The 21,146-nt window shown below is 70.9% G+C and carries 24 protein-coding genes; 20 read left to right on the top strand and 4 right to left on the bottom strand.

Annotated features, from left to right (window positions below; all coding sequences use genetic code 11):
* Window positions 1-68 precede the first annotated feature (68 nt).
* Window positions 69-692 (top strand): hypothetical protein, encoded by a 624-nt coding sequence (locus ACH4U7_RS16605; RefSeq protein ID WP_398528623.1) that lies wholly within the window; start codon window positions 69-71, stop codon window positions 690-692.
* Here ACH4U7_RS16605 and ACH4U7_RS16610 read toward each other — a convergent pair.
* Entirely contained in the window at window positions 666-2,120 is a 1,455-nt protein-coding gene (locus tag ACH4U7_RS16610) for a YhjD/YihY/BrkB family envelope integrity protein (RefSeq protein ID WP_398528624.1), read from the bottom strand. The two genes, ACH4U7_RS16605 and ACH4U7_RS16610, sit on opposite strands and share 27 nt — an antisense overlap.
* A gap of 427 nt (window positions 2,121-2,547) precedes the next feature.
* On the opposite strand from ACH4U7_RS16610, the gene ACH4U7_RS16615 reads away from it, so the two are divergent.
* From ACH4U7_RS16615 to ACH4U7_RS16670, 12 genes are all read left to right on the top strand, one after another.
* Window positions 2,548-3,084: a GNAT family N-acetyltransferase gene (locus ACH4U7_RS16615; protein WP_398528625.1), complete on the top strand. Its 537-nt coding sequence runs from the start codon at window positions 2,548-2,550 to the stop codon at window positions 3,082-3,084.
* Between the two features lie 128 nt (window positions 3,085-3,212).
* The gene (locus tag ACH4U7_RS16620; protein ID WP_309471194.1) at window positions 3,213-3,296 is read left to right on the top strand and encodes a putative leader peptide; all 84 of its coding nucleotides are present in this window, start codon (window positions 3,213-3,215) and stop codon (window positions 3,294-3,296) included.
* A gap of 252 nt (window positions 3,297-3,548) precedes the next feature.
* The gene (locus ACH4U7_RS16625; RefSeq protein WP_398528626.1) at window positions 3,549-5,246 is read left to right on the top strand and encodes a nitrite/sulfite reductase; all 1,698 of its coding nucleotides are present in this window, start codon (window positions 3,549-3,551) and stop codon (window positions 5,244-5,246) included.
* 190 nt (window positions 5,247-5,436) lie between these two features.
* Window positions 5,437-5,619 (top strand): hypothetical protein, encoded by a 183-nt coding sequence (locus ACH4U7_RS16630; protein WP_089508809.1) that lies wholly within the window; start codon window positions 5,437-5,439, stop codon window positions 5,617-5,619.
* Window positions 5,616-6,332: a phosphoadenylyl-sulfate reductase gene (locus ACH4U7_RS16635; RefSeq protein WP_398528627.1), complete on the top strand. Its 717-nt coding sequence runs from the start codon at window positions 5,616-5,618 to the stop codon at window positions 6,330-6,332. Before ACH4U7_RS16630 ends, ACH4U7_RS16635 begins: the two co-directional genes overlap by 4 nt.
* Window positions 6,332-6,898, top strand: coding sequence for an adenylyl-sulfate kinase (gene cysC, locus ACH4U7_RS16640; protein WP_398528628.1), 567 nt, complete (start codon window positions 6,332-6,334; stop codon window positions 6,896-6,898). The genes ACH4U7_RS16635 and cysC overlap by 1 nt, the downstream gene beginning before the upstream one ends.
* A complete protein-coding gene (cysD, locus tag ACH4U7_RS16645; RefSeq protein WP_398528629.1) occupies window positions 6,895-7,866 on the top strand; it encodes a sulfate adenylyltransferase subunit CysD in 972 nt (323 codons plus the stop codon). The genes cysC and cysD overlap by 4 nt, the downstream gene beginning before the upstream one ends.
* A 2-nt stretch (window positions 7,867-7,868) precedes the next feature.
* Window positions 7,869-9,206, top strand: a complete 1,338-nt coding sequence (locus ACH4U7_RS16650; RefSeq protein WP_398528630.1) for a sulfate adenylyltransferase subunit 1 — start codon at window positions 7,869-7,871, stop codon at window positions 9,204-9,206.
* 206 nt (window positions 9,207-9,412) lie between these two features.
* Window positions 9,413-10,555 (top strand): aliphatic sulfonate ABC transporter substrate-binding protein, encoded by a 1,143-nt coding sequence (locus ACH4U7_RS16655; protein ID WP_398528631.1) that lies wholly within the window; start codon window positions 9,413-9,415, stop codon window positions 10,553-10,555.
* Between the two features lie 105 nt (window positions 10,556-10,660).
* Window positions 10,661-11,485: an ABC transporter ATP-binding protein gene (locus ACH4U7_RS16660; RefSeq protein ID WP_398528632.1), complete on the top strand. Its 825-nt coding sequence runs from the start codon at window positions 10,661-10,663 to the stop codon at window positions 11,483-11,485.
* The gene (locus ACH4U7_RS16665; RefSeq protein ID WP_398528633.1) at window positions 11,472-12,410 is read left to right on the top strand and encodes an ABC transporter permease; all 939 of its coding nucleotides are present in this window, start codon (window positions 11,472-11,474) and stop codon (window positions 12,408-12,410) included. Before ACH4U7_RS16660 ends, ACH4U7_RS16665 begins: the two co-directional genes overlap by 14 nt.
* Window positions 12,411-12,483: 73 nt before the next feature.
* Complete coding sequence (locus tag ACH4U7_RS16670; protein WP_398528634.1) at window positions 12,484-13,260, top strand: sirohydrochlorin chelatase; 777 nt, start codon at window positions 12,484-12,486, stop codon at window positions 13,258-13,260.
* Window positions 13,261-13,285: 25 nt separating this feature from the next.
* Here the strand turns inward: ACH4U7_RS16670 and ACH4U7_RS16675 are convergent, their stop codons facing one another.
* The gene (locus ACH4U7_RS16675) at window positions 13,286-13,750 is read right to left on the bottom strand and encodes a hypothetical protein (RefSeq protein WP_398528635.1); all 465 of its coding nucleotides are present in this window, start codon (window positions 13,748-13,750) and stop codon (window positions 13,286-13,288) included.
* 422 nt (window positions 13,751-14,172) lie between these two features.
* Between ACH4U7_RS16675 and ACH4U7_RS16680 the strand changes: the two genes are divergently transcribed.
* On the top strand, window positions 14,173-15,774 hold the full coding sequence (locus ACH4U7_RS16680) for a phosphodiester glycosidase family protein (RefSeq protein WP_398528636.1): 1,602 nt from the start codon (window positions 14,173-14,175) through the stop codon (window positions 15,772-15,774).
* 80 nt (window positions 15,775-15,854) lie between these two features.
* Here the strand turns inward: ACH4U7_RS16680 and ACH4U7_RS16685 are convergent, their stop codons facing one another.
* Window positions 15,855-16,580, bottom strand: coding sequence for a hypothetical protein (locus ACH4U7_RS16685; RefSeq protein WP_398528637.1), 726 nt, complete (start codon window positions 16,578-16,580; stop codon window positions 15,855-15,857).
* Window positions 16,581-16,630: 50 nt separating this feature from the next.
* On the opposite strand from ACH4U7_RS16685, the gene ACH4U7_RS16690 reads away from it, so the two are divergent.
* From ACH4U7_RS16690 to ACH4U7_RS16710, 5 genes are all read left to right on the top strand, one after another.
* On the top strand, window positions 16,631-17,152 hold the full coding sequence (locus ACH4U7_RS16690; RefSeq protein WP_398528638.1) for a hypothetical protein: 522 nt from the start codon (window positions 16,631-16,633) through the stop codon (window positions 17,150-17,152).
* Between the two features lie 48 nt (window positions 17,153-17,200).
* Window positions 17,201-17,767 carry an exonuclease domain-containing protein gene (locus ACH4U7_RS16695; RefSeq protein WP_398528639.1) on the top strand — a complete coding sequence of 189 codons (567 nt, stop codon included), beginning with the start codon at window positions 17,201-17,203 and terminating at the stop codon, window positions 17,765-17,767.
* A 49-nt stretch (window positions 17,768-17,816) separates the two neighbouring features.
* Window positions 17,817-18,923: a hypothetical protein gene (locus ACH4U7_RS16700; RefSeq protein WP_398528640.1), complete on the top strand. Its 1,107-nt coding sequence runs from the start codon at window positions 17,817-17,819 to the stop codon at window positions 18,921-18,923.
* Between the two features lie 131 nt (window positions 18,924-19,054).
* Entirely contained in the window at window positions 19,055-19,294 is a 240-nt protein-coding gene (locus ACH4U7_RS16705) for a hypothetical protein (RefSeq protein WP_398528641.1), read from the top strand.
* Window positions 19,291-19,650, top strand: coding sequence for a Uma2 family endonuclease (locus ACH4U7_RS16710; protein WP_398528642.1), 360 nt, complete (start codon window positions 19,291-19,293; stop codon window positions 19,648-19,650). Before ACH4U7_RS16705 ends, ACH4U7_RS16710 begins: the two co-directional genes overlap by 4 nt.
* Before the next feature lie 11 nt (window positions 19,651-19,661).
* Here ACH4U7_RS16710 and ACH4U7_RS16715 read toward each other — a convergent pair whose 3' ends face one another.
* Complete coding sequence (locus ACH4U7_RS16715; protein ID WP_398528643.1) at window positions 19,662-20,099, bottom strand: organic hydroperoxide resistance protein; 438 nt, start codon at window positions 20,097-20,099, stop codon at window positions 19,662-19,664.
* A gap of 104 nt (window positions 20,100-20,203) precedes the next feature.
* Between ACH4U7_RS16715 and ACH4U7_RS16720 the strand changes: the two genes are divergently transcribed.
* Window positions 20,204-21,145, top strand: coding sequence for an LLM class flavin-dependent oxidoreductase (locus ACH4U7_RS16720; RefSeq protein ID WP_398528644.1), 942 nt, complete (start codon window positions 20,204-20,206; stop codon window positions 21,143-21,145).
* Window position 21,146: the final 1 nt, after the last annotated feature.

Consider the following 21,146-nt stretch of genomic DNA (forward strand, 5'->3'; position numbering starts at 1 on the left):
TGGGCCATGACACTCTGCGATTCCGCAAGGCGCGGCACTGGGCAGTGGTGGACACGGAGGGGCGCGGTATGGGCAGGTCCAGCTTCTGGCTGATGGGGGCGCTGGGCGATACGGACGTCGCGGAGCTCGCCCCGCTCGCGGTGCCCGCCATCGAGGCCACGGCGGCGTGGTCGACGGCGGTGGGTACGTGGTCGCGCTGGGAGCGCGACGCGGCGCGCGGCGGTGGCGCGGTGACGGTGTGGCGCGAGGACGGCTATAACACCGAGGCGGTGCTGCACCTGTACAACATGGTCAACGACTCGGCCTTCGACGCCATGGACACCACGGGGAAGCTCCACGTCATGGACTGGTGGGACCGGCTCGACACCGACACGGTCGAGCCGTTCTTCGAGTCCGTACGCAAGGACAACCCGGTGGCCGCCCTCTTCCACGGCCTGGGCCCCGAGCGCGCGGCGCTGCTGCCCGGCTGGGTCGGCGACGCGGTGTTCCCCGCCGACGAGGTGCGGCGCCGGCTTCCGGCGGCCGAGGCCGCGCTCGCGGTGTCCGGGGCGGAGCGCGAGCGGGCGCTGGCCCGGATCGACGACTGGCCGGGCGAAAAGGAGGCCGAGGCGCTGCTCGACGGGCCGCTGCGGGTGTGGCGGGAGACGGCCGAGGCCGGGCTGGGGCTACTGGCCTCCCGTATCTGGCACTGACCGGCCGGTCGCGCTGCGCACCGGATTCCCGGCGGCGTCGGTCCGGCCGTCGGACGGGGAGTCGTCCTGCGGCGGGGCGTCCTTCGGCCGGGAGCTGGGCCTCGAATCGCCTGGCCGGGATTCGCTTGGCCGGGAGTCCCGCGAGGCGCCGTTCTCCGCCGCGAGGTTCTTCGCCCCGCCGTTCTCGGACGCTCGGGGCTCCGGCGTCCGCGCCTCGGGTGTCCGCGGCTCGGGTGTCCGCGCCTCGGGCGCCGGTGTCTCCGGCGTCTTCGTCTCCGGCGTCTGTGTCTCCGGCGTCTGTGTCTCCGGTGTCCTGGGTGCCTGTCGTGGGGTGCGCCTGTGGTGCAGCCGGGAGCGTACGTCGGCATGCGGCAGGAACTGCGCCCAGCGCTCGGGGAACTCCGACGGCGGGGTGATCTCCGCCGCCCCGTCGTCCGCGGTGCGCTGCTCCCAGGCCCGCCGCCTGGCCGCATCCTCCCGCGCCCGGGCGGCGGCCTCGGCGCGCCCGGCCGCGGTGGCGACCGACGGCCAGACCCGGTCGATCGCGGCGTTGACGGCCGCGCCGACGAGCACCGCGAAGGCGGACACACCGATCCACAGCAGCACGGCGACGGGCGCGGCCAGCGAGCCGTAGATCGTCGGCCCCTCGACGGTGTGGACCAGGTAGATACGGAGCAGGACGCTGCCGAGCACCCATATGGCCAGCGCGACCAGCGCCCCGGGGATGTCCTCCCGCCAGGGCGAGCGCACCGGCACGGAGACGTGGTAGAGCGTGGTGAGGAAGGCGACGGACAGCAGGATCACCACGGGCCAGTAAAGGATCCGTACGAGGTCCCCGCTCGCGGGCACCAGGTCCACGACGGTCTCCGGGCCGATCACCATCAGGGGCAGCGCCACCGCCCCGATGATCAGCGCGACCAGATAGAGAAGGAAGGACAGCAGCCGGGTCCTGACGATCCCGCGGCGGCCTTCGAGCCCGTACATGATGGTGATGGTGTCGACGAAGACGTTGACCGCGCGGGAGCCGGACCACAGGGCGATGGCGAAGCCGAGGGAGATGACGTCCGGGCGGCCGCCCTTGATGACGTCGTCCAGCAGCGGCCGGGCGATCTCCCGGACCCCCTTGTCGGACAGCACGGTCCCCGAGGCGTTGAGGATGTTCTGCCGGATGGTGGCCACGGTGTCGGTGTTGGTCCACGCGTCGAAGTAGCCGAGGAGCCCGATCAGACCGAGCAGCAGCGGCGGCAGCGACAGCAGGGTGAAGAAGGCGGCCTCGGCGGCCAGGCCGGTGACCCGGTACTCCATGCAGGAGTGGACGGTGTCCTTCAGCAGCAGCCAGGCCATCCTGCGCTTGGACACATTGCGGTACAAGGCGCGGGCCTTGTTGAGCCGACCGGACGGCTTCGACGGTTCTTTCCCTGGCTGCACCTTCCAACGGTATCCGCCCCGGGACGCCCCACGGCCCCCGGTGTTTCCCTCCGTGACCAGCCGGTGACCAGGCCGGACGAGGCGAGTGAGCCGAAGGGGCGCGGTCGCCCGCGCCGGAGGCGCTGATGTCACTGTGAAAGGGAGAGCGCGCGGAGGCCCTGAGGCTGCAGTCGATATGCGGCTCCGCCGCGCGGAGGGCCGAGCACGGTCGACCGTCGACAGGGGCTGTAGCCCCCCCGGGGGGGCACCTCCCAGCGGTAGCCGGGGGAGAACCGAGCCGCAAAAAAGCTGGGAAACTCGGCGGAGGGGATGCCGCGCCGACTCGGTACCGCCCTCCGCCACGCCCACTGTCCGTGCCCGCTACAGCCATGCGCAAAGGTTGCGCCGCGTTGCAGCCACCGGCCGCGGTCGTGATGGGATGTGCCGCATGAGCATCACCGTCACCACCTGGTCCCTGGAGCAGACCTCGCCCGCGGACCTCGCCCCGGCGCAGCAGCCCCCCGCCGACGCGGGGGTGCGGATCGTACGGGCCGAGATCCCGGGCCCGGAGTTCAACCGCTTCCTCTATACGACCGTCGGCTCGGATGTGGCCTGGACGGACCGGCTGGGGTGGACCGTCGAGCAGTGGCGGGAGTTCCTGGAGCGGCCCGGCGTGGAGACCTGGGTCGCGTATGAGCGCGGCACTCCGGCGGGGTACATCGAGCTGGACGGGCAGGACGAGGGCGTGGTGGAGATCGCGTACTTCGGGCTGCTGCCCGCCTTCCGGGGGCGGCGCATCGGCGGGCATCTGCTGACCTGGGGCACCGCCCGCGCCTGGGACCTGGCCGAGCGCTGGGCCTGGCGGCCGCCGACCAAGCGGGTGTGGGTGCACACCTGCAGCAAGGACGGGCCGTACGCGCTGGACAACTACCGGCGGCGCGGGTTCCGGGTCTTCGACACCAAGCACGACGCCGAGACCGAGTGAGCCGTGCGCCCGGACCGCAAGTCGCGCAACAGGTGACCAAGGACACAGCATCCCACCATGCGAGACATTGTTGTCCAGATATTGGATGATGGTGGACTGCCCCGAGACCCCCATGCCACGCTTCCCTCATGTCTCGAGCTGGAATTGCCTTGGTGAGTCGGCGCCACGTCGATCTCGGCCGCATGTCCAGCGCGATCTGTCCAGCCGGCTGAGGCTGTACCCCTAGGCGGTCCCCGACCCCGGAGCGCACCGCCGGCCCCACCTCATTCCCCGCCGCCCCCGACGACGTGGGCGACCTCGCACGCCTCATTCTCCCCGCCACCGCACCTCACCCTCCCCCGTATTGCCATGCCCGCCTGCGCAAAACCGCAGGTCACCGACGCGCAGGCCAAAGCGCGGGGCACCGGGGGTGTGCACGAGCACCGTCCGCCGCACCAGAGCCGCTCAGAAGGACACACACCGCCATGGCCGCCACCCCGGACCGCCCCAGCGCAGCCACGCCCCGCCGCAAGGCCGGACGCCACCGCGGCGAGGGCCAGTGGGCCGCGGGTCACTTCACGCCCCTCAACGCCAACGAGCAGTTCAAGAAGGACGACGACGGTCTCAATGTGCGGACACGCATTGAGACGATCTACGCCCACCGTGGTTTCGACGCCATCGACGGCGCCGACCTGCGCGGACGTATGCGCTGGTGGGGCCTGTACACCCAGCGCAAGCCCGGTATCGACGGCGGAAAGACCGCCATCCTGGAGCCGGAGGAGCTGGACGACGAGTTCTTCATGCTGCGCGTCCGCATCGACGGCGGCCGACTGACCACCGAGCAGCTGCGGGTCATCGGCGAGATCTCCCAGGAGTTCGCCCGCGGCACGGCCGACATCACCGACCGGCAGAACATCCAGTACCACTGGATCCGGATCGAGGACATGCCGGAGATCTGGCGGCGGCTGGAGGCCGTCGGCCTGTCGACCACCGAGGCGTGCGGCGACACCCCGCGCGTCATCGTCGGCTCGCCGGTCGCCGGGATCGCCGAGGACGAGATCATCGACGGCACCCCGGCCATCGAGGAGATCCACAGCCGCTTCATCGGCAACAAGGAGTTCTCCAACCTGCCGCGCAAGTTCAAGACGGCCATCTCCGGCTCGCCGCTGCTCGACGTCGTCCACGAGATCAACGACGTCGCGTTCGTCGGCGTACGCCACCCCGAGCACGGCCCGGGCTTCGACCTGTGGGTCGGCGGCGGTCTTTCCACCAACCCGAAGATCGGCATCCGGCTCGGCGCCTGGGTCCCGCTGGACGAGGTCCCGGAGGTCTGGGCGGGTGTCATCGGCATCTTCCGCGACTACGGCTACCGGCGGCTGCGCAACCGCGCCCGGCTGAAGTACCTGGTGGCCGACTGGGGCGCGGAGAAGTTCCGCCAGGTGCTGGAGGACGAGTACCTGAAGCACAAGCTGGTCGACGGCCCCGCGCCGGAGCAGCCGCTGCAGCGGTGGCGCGACCACATCGGCGTACACCGCCAGCAGGACGGCCGCTACTACGTCGGCTTCGCACCGCGCGTCGGCCGCGTGGACGGGGCCACCCTCACCAAGATCGCCGAACTGGCCCAGGCACATGGCTCCGGCCGCCTCCGCACCACCGTCGAGCAGAAGATGATCGTGCTCGACGTCGAGCAGGACCGGGTCGACTCGCTCGTCGCAGGGCTGGAGGCGCTGGACCTTCAGGTCCAGCCGTCCACGTTCCGGCGCGGCACGATGGCCTGCACCGGCATCGAGTTCTGCAAGCTCGCGATCGTCGAGACCAAGGCGCGCGGCTCCTCGCTGATCGACGAGCTGGAGCGCCGTCTGCCCGAGTTCGACGAGCCCATCACCATCAACCTCAACGGCTGCCCCAACGCGTGCGCGCGCATCCAGGTCGCCGATATCGGCCTCAAGGGCCAGCTGGTCATGGACGACAACGGCGACCAGGTCGAGGGCTACCAGGTCCACCTGGGCGGCGCGCTCGGCCTGGAGGCCGGCTTCGGCCGCAAGGTGCGCGGTCTGAAGGTCACCTCCGCCGAACTCCCCGACTACATCGAGCGCGTGCTGCGCCGCTTCCAGGAAGAGCGGGAAGAGGGCGAGCGGTTCGCGACGTGGGCGGCCAGAGCGAGCGAGGAGGCGCTGTCGTGAGCGACGCACGCATGAAAGCTGCCTGCGCGCAGCGCAGCCTCTTGAGGGCGGTGGCGGGAGACGGGCGGGACGCCGGGCCGCGGACGACGACGAAAGCCGCGCCTCTGCGCCGCGCGGGCGACAGTGCCCGCGGCGGAGCCGCTGATGTGACGAGCAGCCGCTGCCGCGGCGGGGCGAACAAGGAGGCGCTGTGAGCGAGCGTGCGGCGCCTTTCTACTGCCCGTACTGCGGGGACGAGGACCTGCGCCCCTCCGAAGAAGGCCACGGCGCCTGGGAATGCGTGTCCTGCAACCGCGCGTTCCGGCTGTCGTTCCTCGGGCTGCTGGCCAAGGGGCTGCGGCGCGACCACGGCGAAGGGGGCACGGCGATATGACCGAGCAGCGACAGACGCACCTGGAAGAACCCGCCACCTTGCAGGAGCTGGCCGAGCGCGCGGGGCGTGAACTGGAGGACGCCCCAGCGCTGGAGATCCTGCGCTGGGCGGCCGACACGTTCGGGCCGCGCTTCTGCGTCACCTCCTCGATGGAGGACGCGGTGGTGGCCCATCTGGCGTCCCGTGTGCTGCCGGGTGTCGATGTGGTGTTCCTCGACACCGGCTACCACTTCCCGGAGACCATCGGCACCCGCGACGCGGTGGCGGCCGTGATGGACGTCAACGTCATCACGCTCACCCCCCGCCAGACCGTCGCCGAGCAGGACGCCGAGTACGGCCCGAAGCTGCACGACCGGAACCCGGACCTGTGCTGCGCCCTGCGCAAGGTCAAGCCGCTGGAGGAGGGGCTGCGCGGCTATGACGCCTGGGCGACCGGGCTGCGCCGCGACGAGTCCCCGACCCGCGCCAACACCCCGGTGGTGGGCTGGGACCCCAAGCGGGCCAAGGTCAAGGTCTCCCCGATCGCCCGCTGGACGCAGGCGGACGTGGACGCGTACGTCGACGAACACGGTGTGCTCACCAACCCCCTGCTGATGGACGGATATGCGTCGGTGGGGTGCGCGCCCTGCACCCGGCGGGTATTGGAGGGCGAGGACGCACGGGCCGGCCGCTGGGCGGGCCGCGCCAAGACCGAGTGCGGGCTGCACGGCTGATGGCTGACCAGGAGAACCAGATGAGCGTGACAGAGCAGGGCGCCACGGTATGGCTCACCGGGTTGCCGAGCGCGGGCAAGACGACGATCGCCTACGCGCTGGCCGAGCGGCTGCGCGGTGAGGGCCACCGGGTGGAGGTGCTGGACGGCGACGAGATCCGCGAGTTCCTCTCCTCCGGCCTCGGCTTCTCCCGCGAGGACCGGGACACCAACGTCCAGCGGATCGGCTTCGTGGCCGAGCTGCTGGCCTCCAACGGCGTCAAGGTCCTGGTGCCGGTCATCGCCCCGTACGCGGACAGCCGCGAAGCGGTCCGCAAGCGCCACCAGACCGAGGGCACGGCGTATCTGGAGGTGCATGTCGCCACGCCGGTGGACGTGTGCGCCGAGCGTGATGTGAAGGGGCTGTACGCCAAGCAGGCCGCGGGCGCGATCAAGGGGCTGACCGGGGTCGACGACCCGTACGAGGCCCCCGACTCCCCGGATCTGCGCATCGAGACACATCAGCAGGGTGTGCAGGAGTCCGCCGCGGCGCTCAGGTCGCTGCTGAGTGAGAGGGGTCTGGCATGACGACCGTGGCTCAGACGAACGGAACCGGACCCGGCTCGGAAGACGGCGGCGACGGCGGCGAGGACGGCAACCTCTACGCGCTGACGCACCTGGACGCGCTGGAGTCCGAGGCGGTGCATATCCTCCGCGAGGTGGCGGGCGAGTTCGAGCGGCCGGTGATCCTGTTCTCCGGCGGCAAGGACTCCATCCTCATGCTGCATCTGGCGCTCAAGGCGTTCGCCCCGGCACAGGTGCCCTTCTCGCTGCTGCACGTCGACACCGGACACAACTTCCCCGAGGTCCTGGAGTACCGGGACCGTGTGGTGGCGGCCCATGGGCTGCGCCTCCATGTGGCCTCCGTACAGGACTACATCGACCGCGGGGTCCTCAAGGAGCGCCCCGACGGCACCCGCAACCCGCTGCAGACGCTGCCGCTGACGGAGAGGATCCAGGCCGAGCGGTTCGACGCGGTCTTCGGCGGCGGTCGCCGCGACGAGGAGAAGGCCCGGGCGAAGGAGCGCGTGTTCTCGCTGCGGGACGAGTTCTCGCAGTGGGATCCGCGCCGCCAGCGCCCCGAGCTGTGGAATCTGTACAACGGCCGCCACGCGCCGGGCGAGCATGTCCGCGTCTTCCCGCTGTCCAACTGGACCGAGCTGGATGTGTGGCAGTACATCGCCCGCGAGAACATCGAACTGCCGGAGATCTACTTCGCCCATGAGCGCGAGGTCTTCCAGCGCAACGGCATGTGGCTGACCGCCGGCGAGTGGGGCGGGCCCAAGGACGGCGAGACGGTCGAGAAGCGGCAGGTCCGCTACCGCACCGTCGGCGATATGTCCTGCACCGGCGCCGTCGACTCCGACGCGACCACGCTGGACGCCGTCATCGCCGAGATCGCCGCCTCCCGGCTCACCGAGCGCGGCGCCACCCGCGCCGACGACAAGCTGTCCGAGGCCGCCATGGAGGACCGCAAGCGCGAGGGGTACTTCTAAGCATGTCCACGACCACGACCACAGAGCTCTCCGAGACGACCCTCCTGCGGTTCGCCACCGCCGGTTCGGTCGACGACGGCAAGTCCACCCTCGTCGGCCGCCTGCTGCACGACTCCAAGTCGGTCCTCGCCGACCAGCTGGAGGCCGTGGAGCGCGCATCGGCGAGCCGCGGCCAGGACGGCCCGGACCTCGCGCTGCTCACCGACGGGCTGCGCGCCGAGCGCGAGCAGGGCATCACCATCGACGTGGCGTACCGCTACTTCGCCACGCCCCGGCGCCGGTTCATCCTCGCCGACACGCCCGGCCATGTGCAGTACACCCGCAACATGGTCACCGGCGCCTCCACCGCCGAGCTCACGGTGATCCTGGTCGACGCCCGCAACGGCGTCGTCGAGCAGACCCGCCGCCACGCCGCGATCGCGGCGCTGCTGCGCGTCCCGCATGTGGTCCTCGCGGTCAACAAGATGGACCTGGTCGACTACCGGGAAGCCGTCTTCGCGACCATCGCCGAGGAGTTCACGGCGTACGCCACCGAGCTCGGCATCCCCGACGTCACCGCCATCCCGATCTCGGCGCTGGCCGGTGACAACGTGGTGGAGCCGTCCGCGACGATGGACTGGTACGGCGGACCGACCGTCCTGGAGCACCTGGAGACGGTCCCGGTCAGCCATGACCTGGCGCACTGCCACGCACGGCTGCCCGTGCAGTATGTGATCCGTCCGCAGACCGCGGAGCACCCGGACTACCGGGGGTACGCGGGCCAGATCGCGGCCGGTTCGTTCCGTGTGGGCGAGCGGGTCATGGTGCTGCCGTCCGGCCGTACGACCACGATCTCGGGCATCGACCTGCTGGGCAAGCCGGTCGACGTGGCCTGGACGACGCAGTCGGTGACCGTTCTGCTGGCGGACGACATCGACGTCTCGCGCGGCGATCTGATCGTGCCGAGCAAGGACGCGCCGCAGGCCACGCAGGACATCGAGGCGACGGTCTGCCATGTCGCCGACCAGCCGCTGACGGTCGGCCACCGGGTGCTGCTCAAGCACGGCACCCGCACGGTGAAAGCCATCGTCAAGGACATCCCGTCCCGGCTGACCCTCGACGATCTGTCCCTGCACCCGCACCCGGAGCAGCTTGTCGCCAACGACATCGGCCGGGTGAAGATCCGTACCGCCGAGCCGCTGCCGGTCGACTCCTACGCCGACTCGCGCCGCACCGGCTCGTTCATCCTGATCGACCCGGCCGACGGCACGACGCTGACCGCGGGCATGGTGGGCGACTCGTTCGCGACCCCTGTCCCCACCCATGACGACCAGGCAGATGACGACGGATGGGACTTCTGACCATGTCCGGTGATGTCTTCTCCACCTTCGCGAAGGAGGGCGGCCGCGTCGGCAGCGGTGCCCTGGGCAGCGGGCAGGGAGGGGTCGGCCGATGTGCCTGCTGACCTGTGCACTCCCCGCTCCCCTGCCGTATCGCAACCGAAGACCTGCCGATTTGCCGGGCGTCCCCTGACGCTGTCCCCGGCCCTCCGAGAGGAAATCCTCCCGTGTCCGTCGACCGCACCACGCACCCTCGACCCGCCTTCAGCCGACGCACCCGCCTCTTCGCGGCAGCCGCCGCGCTCCCCCTGCTGATCGGCGCGCTGGGCGCCTGCGGCTACGGCTCGCAGAAGGACGACACGGGAAGCAAGACCGTCCCCGCCGCGGGCGGCAAGAAGATCGACGGTCTGGACAACGTGAGGATCGGCTACTTCGCCAACCTCACCCACGCCACCGCGCTGGTGGGTCTGCGCGACGGCGGGCTGATCCAGAAGGAGTTGGGCGGCACGGGGATCCAGCCGTTCGTCTTCAACGCGGGCCCGTCCGAGATCGAGGCGCTGAACGGTGGCTCCATCGACATCGGGTGGATCGGCCCCTCGCCGTCCATCAACGGCTATGTGAAGTCCCACGGCGAAAACCTCAAGATCATCTCGGGTTCCGCATCGGGCGGGGTCAAGCTCGTCGTCAACCCGAAGAAGATCAAGACGCTCGACGACCTCAAGGGCAAGAAGATCGCCACCCCGCAGCTGGGCAACACCCAGGACGTGGCGTTCCTCAACTGGATCGCCGAGAAGGGCTGGAAGGTCGACGCCCAGAGCGGCAAGGGCGATGTCTCCGTGGTCCGTACGGACAACAAGGTGACCCCCGACGCGTACAAGTCCGGCTCCGTCGACGGCGCCTGGGTGCCCGAGCCGACCGCCTCCAAGCTGGTCGCCGAGGGCGGCAAGGTGCTGCTGGACGAGTCCACCCTGTGGCCGGACAAGAAGTTCGTCATCACCAACGTGATCGTCCGGCAGGACTTCCTCAAGAAGCACCCGGATGTCGTCGAGGCCGTACTGCGCGGCTCGGTGAAGACCAACGCGTACATCAAGGCCAACCCCGACAAGGCGAAGGCCGAGGCCAACGCCACGCTCAAGGCGGAGACCGGCAAGGCCCTCCCGGCCGAGGTGATCGACCCGGCGTGGCAGAGCATCCAGGTCACCGACGACCCGCTGGCCTCGACCCTCGACACCGAGGCGGACCACGCGGTGGCGGCCGGGCTGCTGGAGAAGCCCGACCTCAAGGGCATCTACGACCTGACCCTGCTCAACAAGGTCCTCAAGTCGGAGGGCAAGCCCACAGTCTCGGCCGCCGGTCTTGGCACCCAGTAGCCGCCGAACGCCCGCGTACGCACGCATCGCGTACGCGGGCGCCCCGTACGCACACCCGCATCCCGTACGCACACCGCACGTACGCACCCATCAGGAGGTGACCGGATGTCCCCGGCACTGACCACCGACAAGGCCGACCGGGCGGGCGCGGCCACGGCGGCCGCGGCAGGCTCGTCGCAATCCTCCGGAGCTGTCCGGATCGACCACGTCCACAAGGCGTTCGGCCGCCCCGGCGCCGCACAGCCCGTGCTCGACGACATCAACCTCGATGTCCGGCCGGGCGAGTTCGTCTGCATCCTGGGCGCCTCGGGCTGCGGTAAGTCGACGCTGCTCAACCTGGTCGCGGACCTGGACAGGCCGACCGCCGGGACCATCGAGGTCGCCGGCGGCCGGCCGGCCCTGATGTTCCAGGAGCACGCGCTCTTCCCGTGGCTGACCGCGGGCAAGAACATCGAACTGGCGCTGCGGCTGCGCGGCGTACCGCGCGCCGACCGCAAGCCCCGGGCGGAGGAGCTGCTGGAGCTGGTGCGGCTGGGCGGCTCGCACGGCAAGCGGGTGCACGAGCTGTCGGGCGGTATGCGGCAGCGGGTCGCGCTCGCCCGCGCGCTGGCGCAGGACTCCAGCGTGCTGCTGATGGACGAGCCGTTCGCCGCGCTCGACGCGATCACCCGCGATGTGCTGCACGGCGAACTGACCCGCATCTGGAGCGAGACGGGCGTCTCGGTCCTGTTCGTCACGCACAACGTGCGCGAGGCGGTGCGCCTGGCCCAGCGCGTGGTGCTGCTGTCCTCGCGGCCGGGGCGGGTCGTCCGGGAGTGGGCGGTCGACATTCCGCAGCCGCGCCGGATCGAGGACGCGGCCGTCGCGGACCTGTCCATTGAGATCACCGAAGAACTGCGTGGGGAGATCCGCCGCCATGGCCGGCACTGAGATCACCGGCGAGTCGCCGAAGACGACGGACGAGCCCGCTACGGCGGAACGGGGAAAGCAGTCCAGCCAGGACCTGGCGGGTCTTGAGGCCGGGCTCGACGCGCTGGACACGGTGCAGATCCGGCGTACGTCCCCGGCCGAGGTGCTGGTCCAGAAGGTGCTGCCGCCCGTCGTGGCCGTCGCCCTGATCCTCCTCATCTGGAAGGTGCTGGTCTGGGCGAAGGTCACCGACGACTACAAGCTCCCCGACCCCAAGCTGGTCTGGGACGCGCTGCGGGAACTGTGGCTCAAGGGCGAACTGCTCGACATCATCTGGACCAGCGTCTCGCGCGGCCTGTTCGGCTTCCTCATCGCGCTGGCCATCGCCACCCCGCTGGGGCTGATCGTCGCCCGGGTGAAGTTCATCCGGGCCGGGATCGGCCCGATCCTGTCCGGGCTCCAGTCGCTGCCCTCGGTGGCGTGGGTGCCGCCCGCGGTGATCTGGCTGGGCCTCAACGACAAGATGATGTACACCGTCATCCTGCTCGGCGCGGTCCCCTCGATCGCCAACGGCCTGGTCTCCGGCATCGACCAGGTGCCCCCGCTGTTCCTGCGCGCCGGACGCACGCTCGGCGCCCGGGGCCTGGTCAGCGCCCGCCACATCCTGCTGCCCGCCGCGCTGCCCGGCTATGTCGCCGGGCTCAAGCAGGGCTGGGCGTTCTCCTGGCGCTCGCTGATGGCCGCGGAGATCATCGCCAAGTCCCCCGACCTGGGGCTCGGACTCGGCCAGTACCTGGAGAACCAGCGCAACAACTCCGACATGGCGGGGGTGCTGCTCGGCATCATCATGATCCTGTTCGTCGGGATCGCGATCGAGCTGCTGATCTTCGCCCCGATCGAGCGACGGGTGCTGCGCAGCCGGGGCCTGCTGGCAAACGCCCGCTGACGCCCGCAGCCCGATAGCCGCGCCCGTGCCCACCCTGTTCCCCGCCCTCGTAAGGAATCCGGAAACGCCTCCCGTGACCTCCACCACCCCCACCCTGCTGGTCATCGCCCACGGCAGCCGCGACCCACGCCACGCGGCGACCGTCGCCGCGCTGTGCGCGCGGGCGCGGTCGCTGCGGGCGGGGCTGCGGGTGGAGGCGGCGTTCCTGGACTTCAACGCGCCGCGGGTGGGCCAGGTCCTGGACCGCCTGGCGGCGGAGGGCGCCCACGACATCGTCGCCCTCCCGCTGCTCCTCACCCGCGCCTTCCACGCGAAGGCCGACATCCCGGCGGTGCTGCGCGAGGCGACGGCCCGCCACCTTGGCCTGCGCGTCCGGCAGGCCGAGGTCCTGGGCCCCTCGCCGCTGCTGACGCGGGCCCTGGAACGGCGCCTGTACGAGGCCGGGCTGCGCCCCGGCGACCGACGCTCGACCGGGGTCGTCCTGGCCTCGGCGGGCTCCACCGACCCGGAGGCGATCGCGGTGATCGCAGAAATCGCGCGGGAGTGGCGGCACACCGGTTGGTGCGCCGTGCGGCCCGCGTTCGCCTCCGCGGCAATTCCCGCGGGGTTCCCCCGCACCGAGGACGCGGTGCGCGCACTGCGCGCCGAGGGTGTCCGCCGGGTGGCCGTCGCCCCGTACGTCATCGCCCCCGGCCGGCTCCCGGACCGCATCGCGTACGGCGCGCGCGATGCGGGCGCGGATGTCCTGGCGGGCGTTCTGGGCCCGGCCCCGGAGCTGGCCCGGTTGCTGCTGCGCCGCTACGACGAGGCGCGGGCCGGGGCCGAGGAGCTCACCGCGCTCACGGCCTGACCGCGAGCGCGGTGCGTCGCGGCGGTTACTGATTCGTGTTCCCGCCGTTGCCGCCATTGGCGTTGCCCCCGTTGGCGTTCCCGCCATTTCCACCGTTACCGCCGTTCGGTTGGCCGCCGGAGCCACCGGACTGCTGATGCTGGCAGGAGCTGGCGATGCAGAACGTCACGTTCACGGTGAAACTGTTGCCACCGTTCCCGTTGCCGTTTCCGTAGCCGTCTCCGCCGTTGCCGCCCTGGCCGCTCCCGGACGTGCCGGTCCCACCCTGGCCACCCCCGTCGGTGGCTCGCGGGGTCGGCTCGCCGGGCGTTGTCTCCGCGGTCGGAGCCGCGGGCTCCAGGGCCATTTGTGAGGCCGAGGCCGTGCCCTGCTGGGCCGCATCGCATGCGAGGGCCGGCGCGGCGGCACCCATGAGGCCGGCGGCCACCGCGATGGCTCCTGTGAGCAGACGGACTGAAGTGTGCGATTTCGCCTTCTGCGACTTTCGCATCGCTTCACCTCCTTGACGCGCGGTGCCCAAAGGCACACCCGTTCAACGTAATTCGCCTGCCTGCGGGTCGCTTCGCGCTACTAGGCCGAACAGGTGATCGGGAAGGTTCTGTCACGGAGCGTCGCGCGAGACGCGACATGACGGCTGAGGAGAGATAATCCACCTGTCCCAGCTCTCGGCCGGACGACTCCTCTTACTGGCCTCTCATCGGCCTCGGGGCTTGGGCGTCAGCCGCCTCCTCCTCACCGTTCACCGGCCCTTTCCCGTCCCCTCCCCGGACACCGCTGGACTTTCCCTGCACCCACCAGGACGTCGCACGACGTCGAGGCCCCCAGGGGGATGTCATGCACAACGAAAGCCACACTCGTTCACTCGGGGCGGACACAGCCCGCCGCAGACCTCGAAGGCGCGTCGCGCTCGCTGTGGCGTCCACCATCGCGCTGACGGTCGTCAACCCCTTGGCGGTGCCCGCACCCGCGCAGGCAGCCACCCCCACGGCCCCCCACTCCGTCACCACCGCGGCCGCGGCCCCCGCCCAGGTCCAGTGGACGACGCGGACCGTGGCCCCGGGCGTCCAGATACGCACCGGCACCATCCAGAACCCGGACGCCAAGCCGGCCTGGACGGTGACCATCCACGCCCCCGCCGTCAACCGGCTGACCGGCGCCCGGACGTTCGCCCCGCTCTCCACGCACACCTGGGCCGAGGACACCGCGCGGCGGCTGCGCGACGCCGGGCTCGAGCCGCGCCTGGAGCAGGTCAGCTGGCCCGCGTACGCGGACACGCCGCGCGGCACGATGGGGTGGCGGGTGCGCGTCGGTACGTACGCCAGCTCGGACGAGGCGCAGCGTACGACCCCGAAGGTGACCGCGCTCGGCCTCCAGCCGGCCGTGGAGTGGACCGGCTACGACGTCGAGCAGCCGGCCGACCGGGAGAGCGTGCATGTCGCGGTCATCGACCCGGCCGCCTTCACCGGCACCGTCGAGTCCACGCACAACGGCGATGTCGCGGACCGCGAGACGACCTCCTCGGTCGCCGCGAAGACCGGCTCGCTGGTCGGCGTCAACGGCGGCTTCTTCATCACCTCCGACGCCGACGGCGTGCAGGGCACGATGGCCGGAATCAGCGCCTACGACGGCGAGCTGCAGTCGATGGCCGCCGGTTCGCGCGCCGCGCTGATCCTTGGCGACGGCGGCCGGCGCGCCCGTATCGCGGATCTGACCACCACGGTCACCGCGCGGGCAGGGTCCAAGTCTGCCGCCTACGTGGTGCAGGGCATCAACCGGGTGCCCGGCAAGGTGCGCAACTGCGGCCGTCCCGGCGCCACCCCCACCGAGCTGCCCCGCCAGGACCTCACCTGCGCCAAGGCCGACGACCTGGTCAAGTTCACCGCGGCGTTCCGCGCCGACCTGCCCACCGGCCCCGGCGTCCAGGTGGTGCTCGACGCCGACCACCGCGTGGTCTCCACCGGCCGGCGCGGCGGCGAGGTCCCGTCCGGCGGCTCGGTGCTCCAGGGCGTCGGCTCCGCCGCCGACTGGCTGACCGCCCACGGCCGTCCGGGCACGCGGATCGCCGTCCAGGAGACGGTCCGCGACACCGCCGGGCGGCAGGTCGAGCTCGGCCGCGACGACAGCATCGTCAGCGCCGCGCCCACCCTGGTGGAGGACGGCCGGATCGCCATCGACGCCGCCACCGAGGGCATGCTCGACCCCCGGGACCTCTCCTTCGGCTACGCCTGGTCCAACGGACGGCAGCCGCGCACCATGGCCGGCCTCGACAAGCGCGGACGCCTGCTCCTCGTCACCGTGGACGGGCGCCGGCCCGGCGTAAGCGAGGGCTTCACCCTGGCGGAGGGCGCGGAGTTCATGCGCTCCCTGGGCGCGGAGCGGGCGCTCAACCTGGACGGCGGCGGCTCCAGCACCATGACCGTCGCCGGCAAGCTCGTCAACGCCCCCTCGGACGCGGCGGGCGAGCGTCCGGTGGGCGACACGGTGCAGGTGATCCCCGCAGGCCCCGGCCGGTGACATTGCGGTGGATACGAGACGACGACGCGCCGTGGCGTCGGCGTGTCGCTGTCTCGTATCCACCGCAGATCGCGTACCTCCTACACAAGCAGGTCGAGGCCCTCGTGCCCGATGCCCGGGGCGTTGAGGGCCAGCCAGCCGTGGCCGCTCATCCGCGTGTCGGGGCCGATCTCCGTGGGATCGACGGACAGCCGCCCGCAGGCGTAGGCCGCCCGCGCCGTGCCCTCGTTCGGCTCGGCCTCGTCGTACTCCGGGTCGAAGTCCTCGTCGTCGACGCGCAGGTCCTCCCAGGGCAGCGGCTCGCCGATCCACTCGGGGTCGCTTTCCGCCGCGTAACGCCGCCGGATCCGCCCCTTCTCGGCCACCACCCAGACGTCCGCCCCGGCCGCCTCGTCCTGGAAGAACATCTGCGCCTCGCCGCAGTGCTCGCTCAGCCGCTCGACCGCGCCCATCCACTCGTCCCAGTCCCAGCCGACCGCCTCGGCGAGGTTGCCGAAGACCAGCCGCCAGCCGTCCAGTTCCGGCGTGATGAACACCGGGTACGCGCCCCTGCGCGACGACATGTCCTCCACATCGGCGCCCTCCTCCAGCGTGACCGGAAACCGGTCGTGCAGTTCCAGCGCCTCGAAGACCCCCTCGTACGCCGCGCCGGGCACCGCGTACCACCATCCGCGCGGTTCCAGCCGGGACGGCTTCTCCCCACTGGCCTTGATCCGCGCGCGGCGCTCAAGCAGCGCCTTGTCGCGGGCGTCGAGGGTGTCGATCAGTCCGGTGGCGAGGAGTTCGCGGAGCCTGTCGTGTGTCATGGTCAGGGACCCTAGCCGGACGATGTGACACCACGAGTGAGGAGGGCTTGGTGAAGAGTCTGCTGCGCCGATGGGGGACGACCGCGGCCGCTGTGACCGTTGCGCTGATCGGCGCCCTGCTGCTGGCAGGCCAGGTCAAGCACGTATGGGACGGCCACACCGAGTTGGCCGCGCTGCGCGCCCACGGACTGCACGCCCGGGCCCAGGCGTCCCTGACCATCTCCTGCGCGCAGGGCCGGGGCATCAGCTGCCACACGTCATCGGTGTGGCTCGATTTCGACGACGCCGACGGCCACTCCGTCTCCGTACCGGAGGAGACGATCGACGGTTCGCTCTACGTCCCGCACGGCCACCGCGACGCCGAGGACCGCGTGGCGACGACCGTCGTCTACGACCGGGCGAACCCCTACGAGGCACAGCCAGCCGGCGCCCTCGACCAGAGCGTCCTCGACCTCGCGGCCCACCACTGGATCGCCTGGACCATCGCGCTCGCCCTCCTCGGCGGCGGCACCGCCGGCGCCATCGCCGCCTGGCCGCCGCCCCGGCCCTCACCCCGGCGGCGCCCCGCCTGACGACAATTGGCGTGCCCGCCACCACGTCGCCGTGATTCGCTACCCCGTATGGCAAGACTGCGACTCGACCGCGTACTCGTCGTGGACATCGAAGCGACCTGCTGGGACGGCCCGACCCCCGAGGGCATGGAATCCGAGATCATCGAAATCGGCCTGTGCGAACTGGACGTCGCCACCGGCGAACGCCCCGTCCGCCGCTCCCTCATGGTCCGCCCCGAGCGCTCCACGGTCAGCCCCTTCTGCACCGAGCTGACCACCATCACCCCCGAACAGGCCGCCGCCGGCATCGGTTTCGCCGAGGCCTGCGAGATCCTGCGCGACGAACACGGCGCCGGACACCGCGTATGGGCCAGCTGGGGGGAGTACGACCGCGCCCAGTTCACGCGCCAGTCGTCGGCGACGAACATCCGCTATCCGTTCGGCACCCGGCATCTCAACGTCAAGAACCTCTACTCGCTGATGCACTCCCTCGACCGCGAACTGGGCATGGCCGGCGCCCTCGACCACGCGGGGCTCCCTCTCGAGGGCACACACCACCGGGGCGTGGACGACGCGTGGAACATCGCGGGGCTGCTGGCGGGGTTGCTGGGGCGCGGCGCGGTCCACTCCTTGTAGGCTCCGCCGTGATCGTCGTGATCGCGAACGTGGACCCGGGGAAGGAACGTTGACGGACACGGAGCCGCGCCATATCGACCCGCTCGAAGCCGTGGAGCACCTGTTCGCGCTGTGGCTGCCGCGCTGGCGCCTGGCACTCGTCGGCGGCGAAGCTCCGCCGTCGTACGAGGAGGAGTGGACCGCCGCGCCCTCGCCGGCCGAGGTGTCGGACTACGGTGCCTTCCCGTCCACGTTCGACGGCCCCGACGGGCAGCGCCATCCGGTGGCCGTCGAGCGGTTCGACATCGAGGACCCGGACGAGACGTCTTCCGGCCCCCTGCACGCCTCGTGGGGCCTGCCGGACGAGGGTGCGGAGCATACGTTCGCGTTCATCAGCGAATTCCTCACCGAAGCGGCGGAGTCGGACCCCGACGGCCCGGACCGACGGGGCCGGGCGCTCGCCGGATACCTGGCCGGTCACCTGGCGGCGGACGGTACGGATCTGCTCCGCATCACGGTGGCCGCCGAGCCGGACGGCCCCGCGCTGGACGATGAGCTGCACCTGCTGGTGCGCTCCCACGACAGAACAACGCGGCTGGCCCTGACCGACGCCAAGGCCGCCCCGGCCACCCCCGACGCCAATGACACACCCGAGTACCGGATCGCCTGCGTCACGTCCCTGCTCAGCGAATTCCTCCAGATCAACAACACCGACGCGGTCACCTTCGAGGTGACCTTCGGTACCCATGACGTCGACCTGAACGTCGCCGACCCCGACGCCGCCTTCCGCGCCGGCTGGGCCGAAGACGAAGACTGGCTGATCGCGGAGGAGGGGGACGACGAAACCGACGACGTCCTGTGGGCCCTGGACGCCGCCTCCCTGAAAGCCGCGCTGACCGAGTCCGAACGGAACATGGTCGCGGCGGCCCGGGCCCAGACCCTGGTCTGGGAGTTCGACTCCACGACCCCCGAGATCCCCGGCGATGAACTGGTCTCCTGGCTCGCCCGCGACCTCCTCGAAACGATCCTCACCAAGATCACCGGCACGCCCGGAACCCCGCCCACCCTCGCGTACGCCAAGAATCTCCCCCTCGAATCCGTCCTGTCCGGCGAAGGGGACTCCTGCCTCCTCCTGGTCGCGGCACAAGGCACCGCCCTCATCTACATCAGCGGATAGCGCCCGACCAGGTTCACTCCACAGAGTGATATAAGCGCCTTTTCGGTACGCGCAGGCGGCACGGGCTGGAAGTCTCGGCGAGTGTCCGAACTGCGTGCCTTGCTCGAGTCCAGGAACACGAGGAGGCGGTGATGGCAGTCATGAGCGTCGCCAAGATGCGAGTCGACGATCACGAAGGCCCTTGGACAGTCGATGACGTCCTCGCGCTCCCGGAGCACCCGGCACGCGCCCGCTATGAACTAGTGGACGGCGTCCTCATGATGTCCCCCGCACCCGCCTGGGACCACCAGATCGTGTCCTCGGACTGCACCGTCAGATCCACACCGCCTTGGCCCAATCTGCCGCGCCGTTCCTATCCGCTGGCGCGGTGATGGTGACCGGCGAATCCAGACTCTTCATCCCCGACATCGCCATCGTCGACCGCGCCGCCGTCCAGCGCGGCACGCTGGCCGTGCCACTCGAAGCGGTCCTGCTGCTCGTGGAAATCGTGTCGCCGTTCAACCGGTCCACCGACCGTATCCTCAAGCCCGCGCTCTACGCCCAGGCGAAGGTGCCGGCCTACTGGCGCGTCGAGCTCGCGCCCGCGGTGCGGATTGTGGTGCACGAGCTGTCCGTCGACACATACCGCGAGGTGACCACGGTCACGGGGAAGGAGTCCGTCCAGGTCGCCGGAGAGTTCAGCGTCGAGTTGGATGTCCCCGGACTGCTCGGCGATCTGGCGGACTGAGCGCCTTGACGCTAACTCCGCTGAACCCGAGCGCCGTTGACCACCAGCTCCACGTCGAGGTTGTCACGCGTGGCGTTCGAGTACGGGCAGACCCCGTGGGCCGTCCTGACCAGTTCGACGGCCTGCTCGCCGGTGACCGACGGCAGGGAGATCCGTAGCTCGGCGCCGAGCTTGAAGCGGCCACCGTCGATCGGGATCAGCGAGACCGACGCGTCGATCTCCGCGTCGTCCGCCTTGAGGTTTCCGCGTTGCCCGATCAGGGCGAGCGTCGCACCGAAGCAGGCGGCGTACCCGATCGCGAAGAGCTGTTCGGGGTTGGCGCCCTCACCGTCCCCGCCCAGCTCCTTGGGCAGCCGCAGTTCCAGGTCAAGCCGTCCATCGGAGGTGCGACCGCGGCCGTTTCTGCCTCCGGCCACGTGTGCCTCCGCCGTGTAAAGCGCCTTCGTCATCCTCAACTCCCGTTGCATCGCTTCCGCAATCTGAATCTGTCACTTCAAAATCAGGAAGTCAATCGCTAGGCTCGGACACCTCAACGACAACAACTGGGGCCAAGATGGCGAGACTTGAGGTCGGCTACCTGCTGCCGACGCGCGACCAGACCGTTCGGGGCGAGCACGCACCGCGGCGGCTCATCGCCCAGGCGCGGCGCGCGGAAGAGCTCGGGCTGGATTCGGTCTGGGCGGGCGACTCCCCCGTGACCAGGCCCCGCGCCGATCCGCTGCTGCTGATGGCCGCCGTGGCCGAGACCACCGAACGGATCGCGCTCGGCACGGCGGTGCTGCTCCCGGCGCTGCGCCATCCGATCCTGCTGGCGCATCAACTCGCCACCCTCGACCGGCTGTCGGAGGGGCGCCTGATCGCGGGCATGGGCGGCGGGTTCCCGAACCCCGACACCGAGGCCCAGTTCACGGCGGTCGGCGTCGACTTCGCCCGCCGGATCAGCCGCCTGGAGGAGTCGATCGACGCCATGCGCCGGCTCTGGAGCGGAGAGGAGGTCTCCCACCAGGGCAAACACTTCTCCTTCGACGGCGTGCGGCTGACTCCCCCGCCGTACCGTCCGGGAGGCCCGCCGATCTGGCTGGCCGGAAGCGGCGGCCCGGCGCTGCGCCGGGTGGCCCGCCTCGCCGACGGCTGGCTCCCGTATCCGCCCGAGTCGACGACGTACGCGGAGGAACGCCGGACCATCGGGCGCGCGGCGCCGGCCCGTACGGTCACCCCCGCCCTGTACGCGACGCTCTGCCTGGACGAGGATCCGTACAAAGCGCGCCAGCGGCTGCGGAGCATCATCGAGCCCTACTACAACGCGCCGCTTGAGCGCATCGAGCAGATCCAGGCCATGTTCGCCGGTACACCCCGCCAAGCCGCCGACTGGTTGCACGGCTACGCCGAGGCGGGCGCCCGCCACGTCGTGATCCGCCTGGCGACCGACGACCACGACCAGGGCCTGGAGGAGTTCGCCGAGCGAGTGCTGCCGCTCCTGCGCGGTCTAGAGTGAT

The sequence above is a fragment of the Streptomyces sp. NPDC020845 genome (assembly GCF_044334165.1).
GTDB lineage: Bacteria > Actinomycetota > Actinomycetes > Streptomycetales > Streptomycetaceae > Streptomyces.

What these genes read in the sequence shown, in the direction of transcription:
- ACH4U7_RS16605 (WP_398528623.1), top strand. Translation starts at nt 69, where the DNA reads ATGGGCAGGTCCAGCTTCTGGCTGATGGGGGCGCTGGGCGATACGGAC.
- ACH4U7_RS16615 (WP_398528625.1), top strand. Translation starts at nt 2,548, where the DNA reads ATGAGCATCACCGTCACCACCTGGTCCCTGGAGCAGACCTCGCCCGCG.
- ACH4U7_RS16620 (WP_309471194.1), top strand. Translation starts at nt 3,213, where the DNA reads ATGTCTCGAGCTGGAATTGCCTTGGTGAGTCGGCGCCACGTCGATCTC.
- ACH4U7_RS16625 (WP_398528626.1), top strand. Translation starts at nt 3,549, where the DNA reads ATGGCCGCCACCCCGGACCGCCCCAGCGCAGCCACGCCCCGCCGCAAG.
- ACH4U7_RS16635 (WP_398528627.1), top strand. Translation starts at nt 5,616, where the DNA reads ATGACCGAGCAGCGACAGACGCACCTGGAAGAACCCGCCACCTTGCAG.
- cysC (WP_398528628.1), top strand. Translation starts at nt 6,332, where the DNA reads ATGGCTGACCAGGAGAACCAGATGAGCGTGACAGAGCAGGGCGCCACG.
- cysD (WP_398528629.1), top strand. Translation starts at nt 6,895, where the DNA reads ATGACGACCGTGGCTCAGACGAACGGAACCGGACCCGGCTCGGAAGAC.
- ACH4U7_RS16650 (WP_398528630.1), top strand. Translation starts at nt 7,869, where the DNA reads ATGTCCACGACCACGACCACAGAGCTCTCCGAGACGACCCTCCTGCGG.
- ACH4U7_RS16660 (WP_398528632.1), top strand. Translation starts at nt 10,661, where the DNA reads ATGTCCCCGGCACTGACCACCGACAAGGCCGACCGGGCGGGCGCGGCC.
- ACH4U7_RS16665 (WP_398528633.1), top strand. Translation starts at nt 11,472, where the DNA reads ATGGCCGGCACTGAGATCACCGGCGAGTCGCCGAAGACGACGGACGAG.
- ACH4U7_RS16675 (WP_398528635.1), bottom strand. Translation starts at nt 13,750, where the DNA reads ATGCGAAAGTCGCAGAAGGCGAAATCGCACACTTCAGTCCGTCTGCTC.
- ACH4U7_RS16685 (WP_398528637.1), bottom strand. Translation starts at nt 16,580, where the DNA reads ATGACACACGACAGGCTCCGCGAACTCCTCGCCACCGGACTGATCGAC.
- ACH4U7_RS16695 (WP_398528639.1), top strand. Translation starts at nt 17,201, where the DNA reads ATGGCAAGACTGCGACTCGACCGCGTACTCGTCGTGGACATCGAAGCG.
- ACH4U7_RS16705 (WP_398528641.1), top strand. Translation starts at nt 19,055, where the DNA reads ATGGCAGTCATGAGCGTCGCCAAGATGCGAGTCGACGATCACGAAGGC.
- ACH4U7_RS16715 (WP_398528643.1), bottom strand. Translation starts at nt 20,099, where the DNA reads ATGACGAAGGCGCTTTACACGGCGGAGGCACACGTGGCCGGAGGCAGA.
- ACH4U7_RS16720 (WP_398528644.1), top strand. Translation starts at nt 20,204, where the DNA reads ATGGCGAGACTTGAGGTCGGCTACCTGCTGCCGACGCGCGACCAGACC.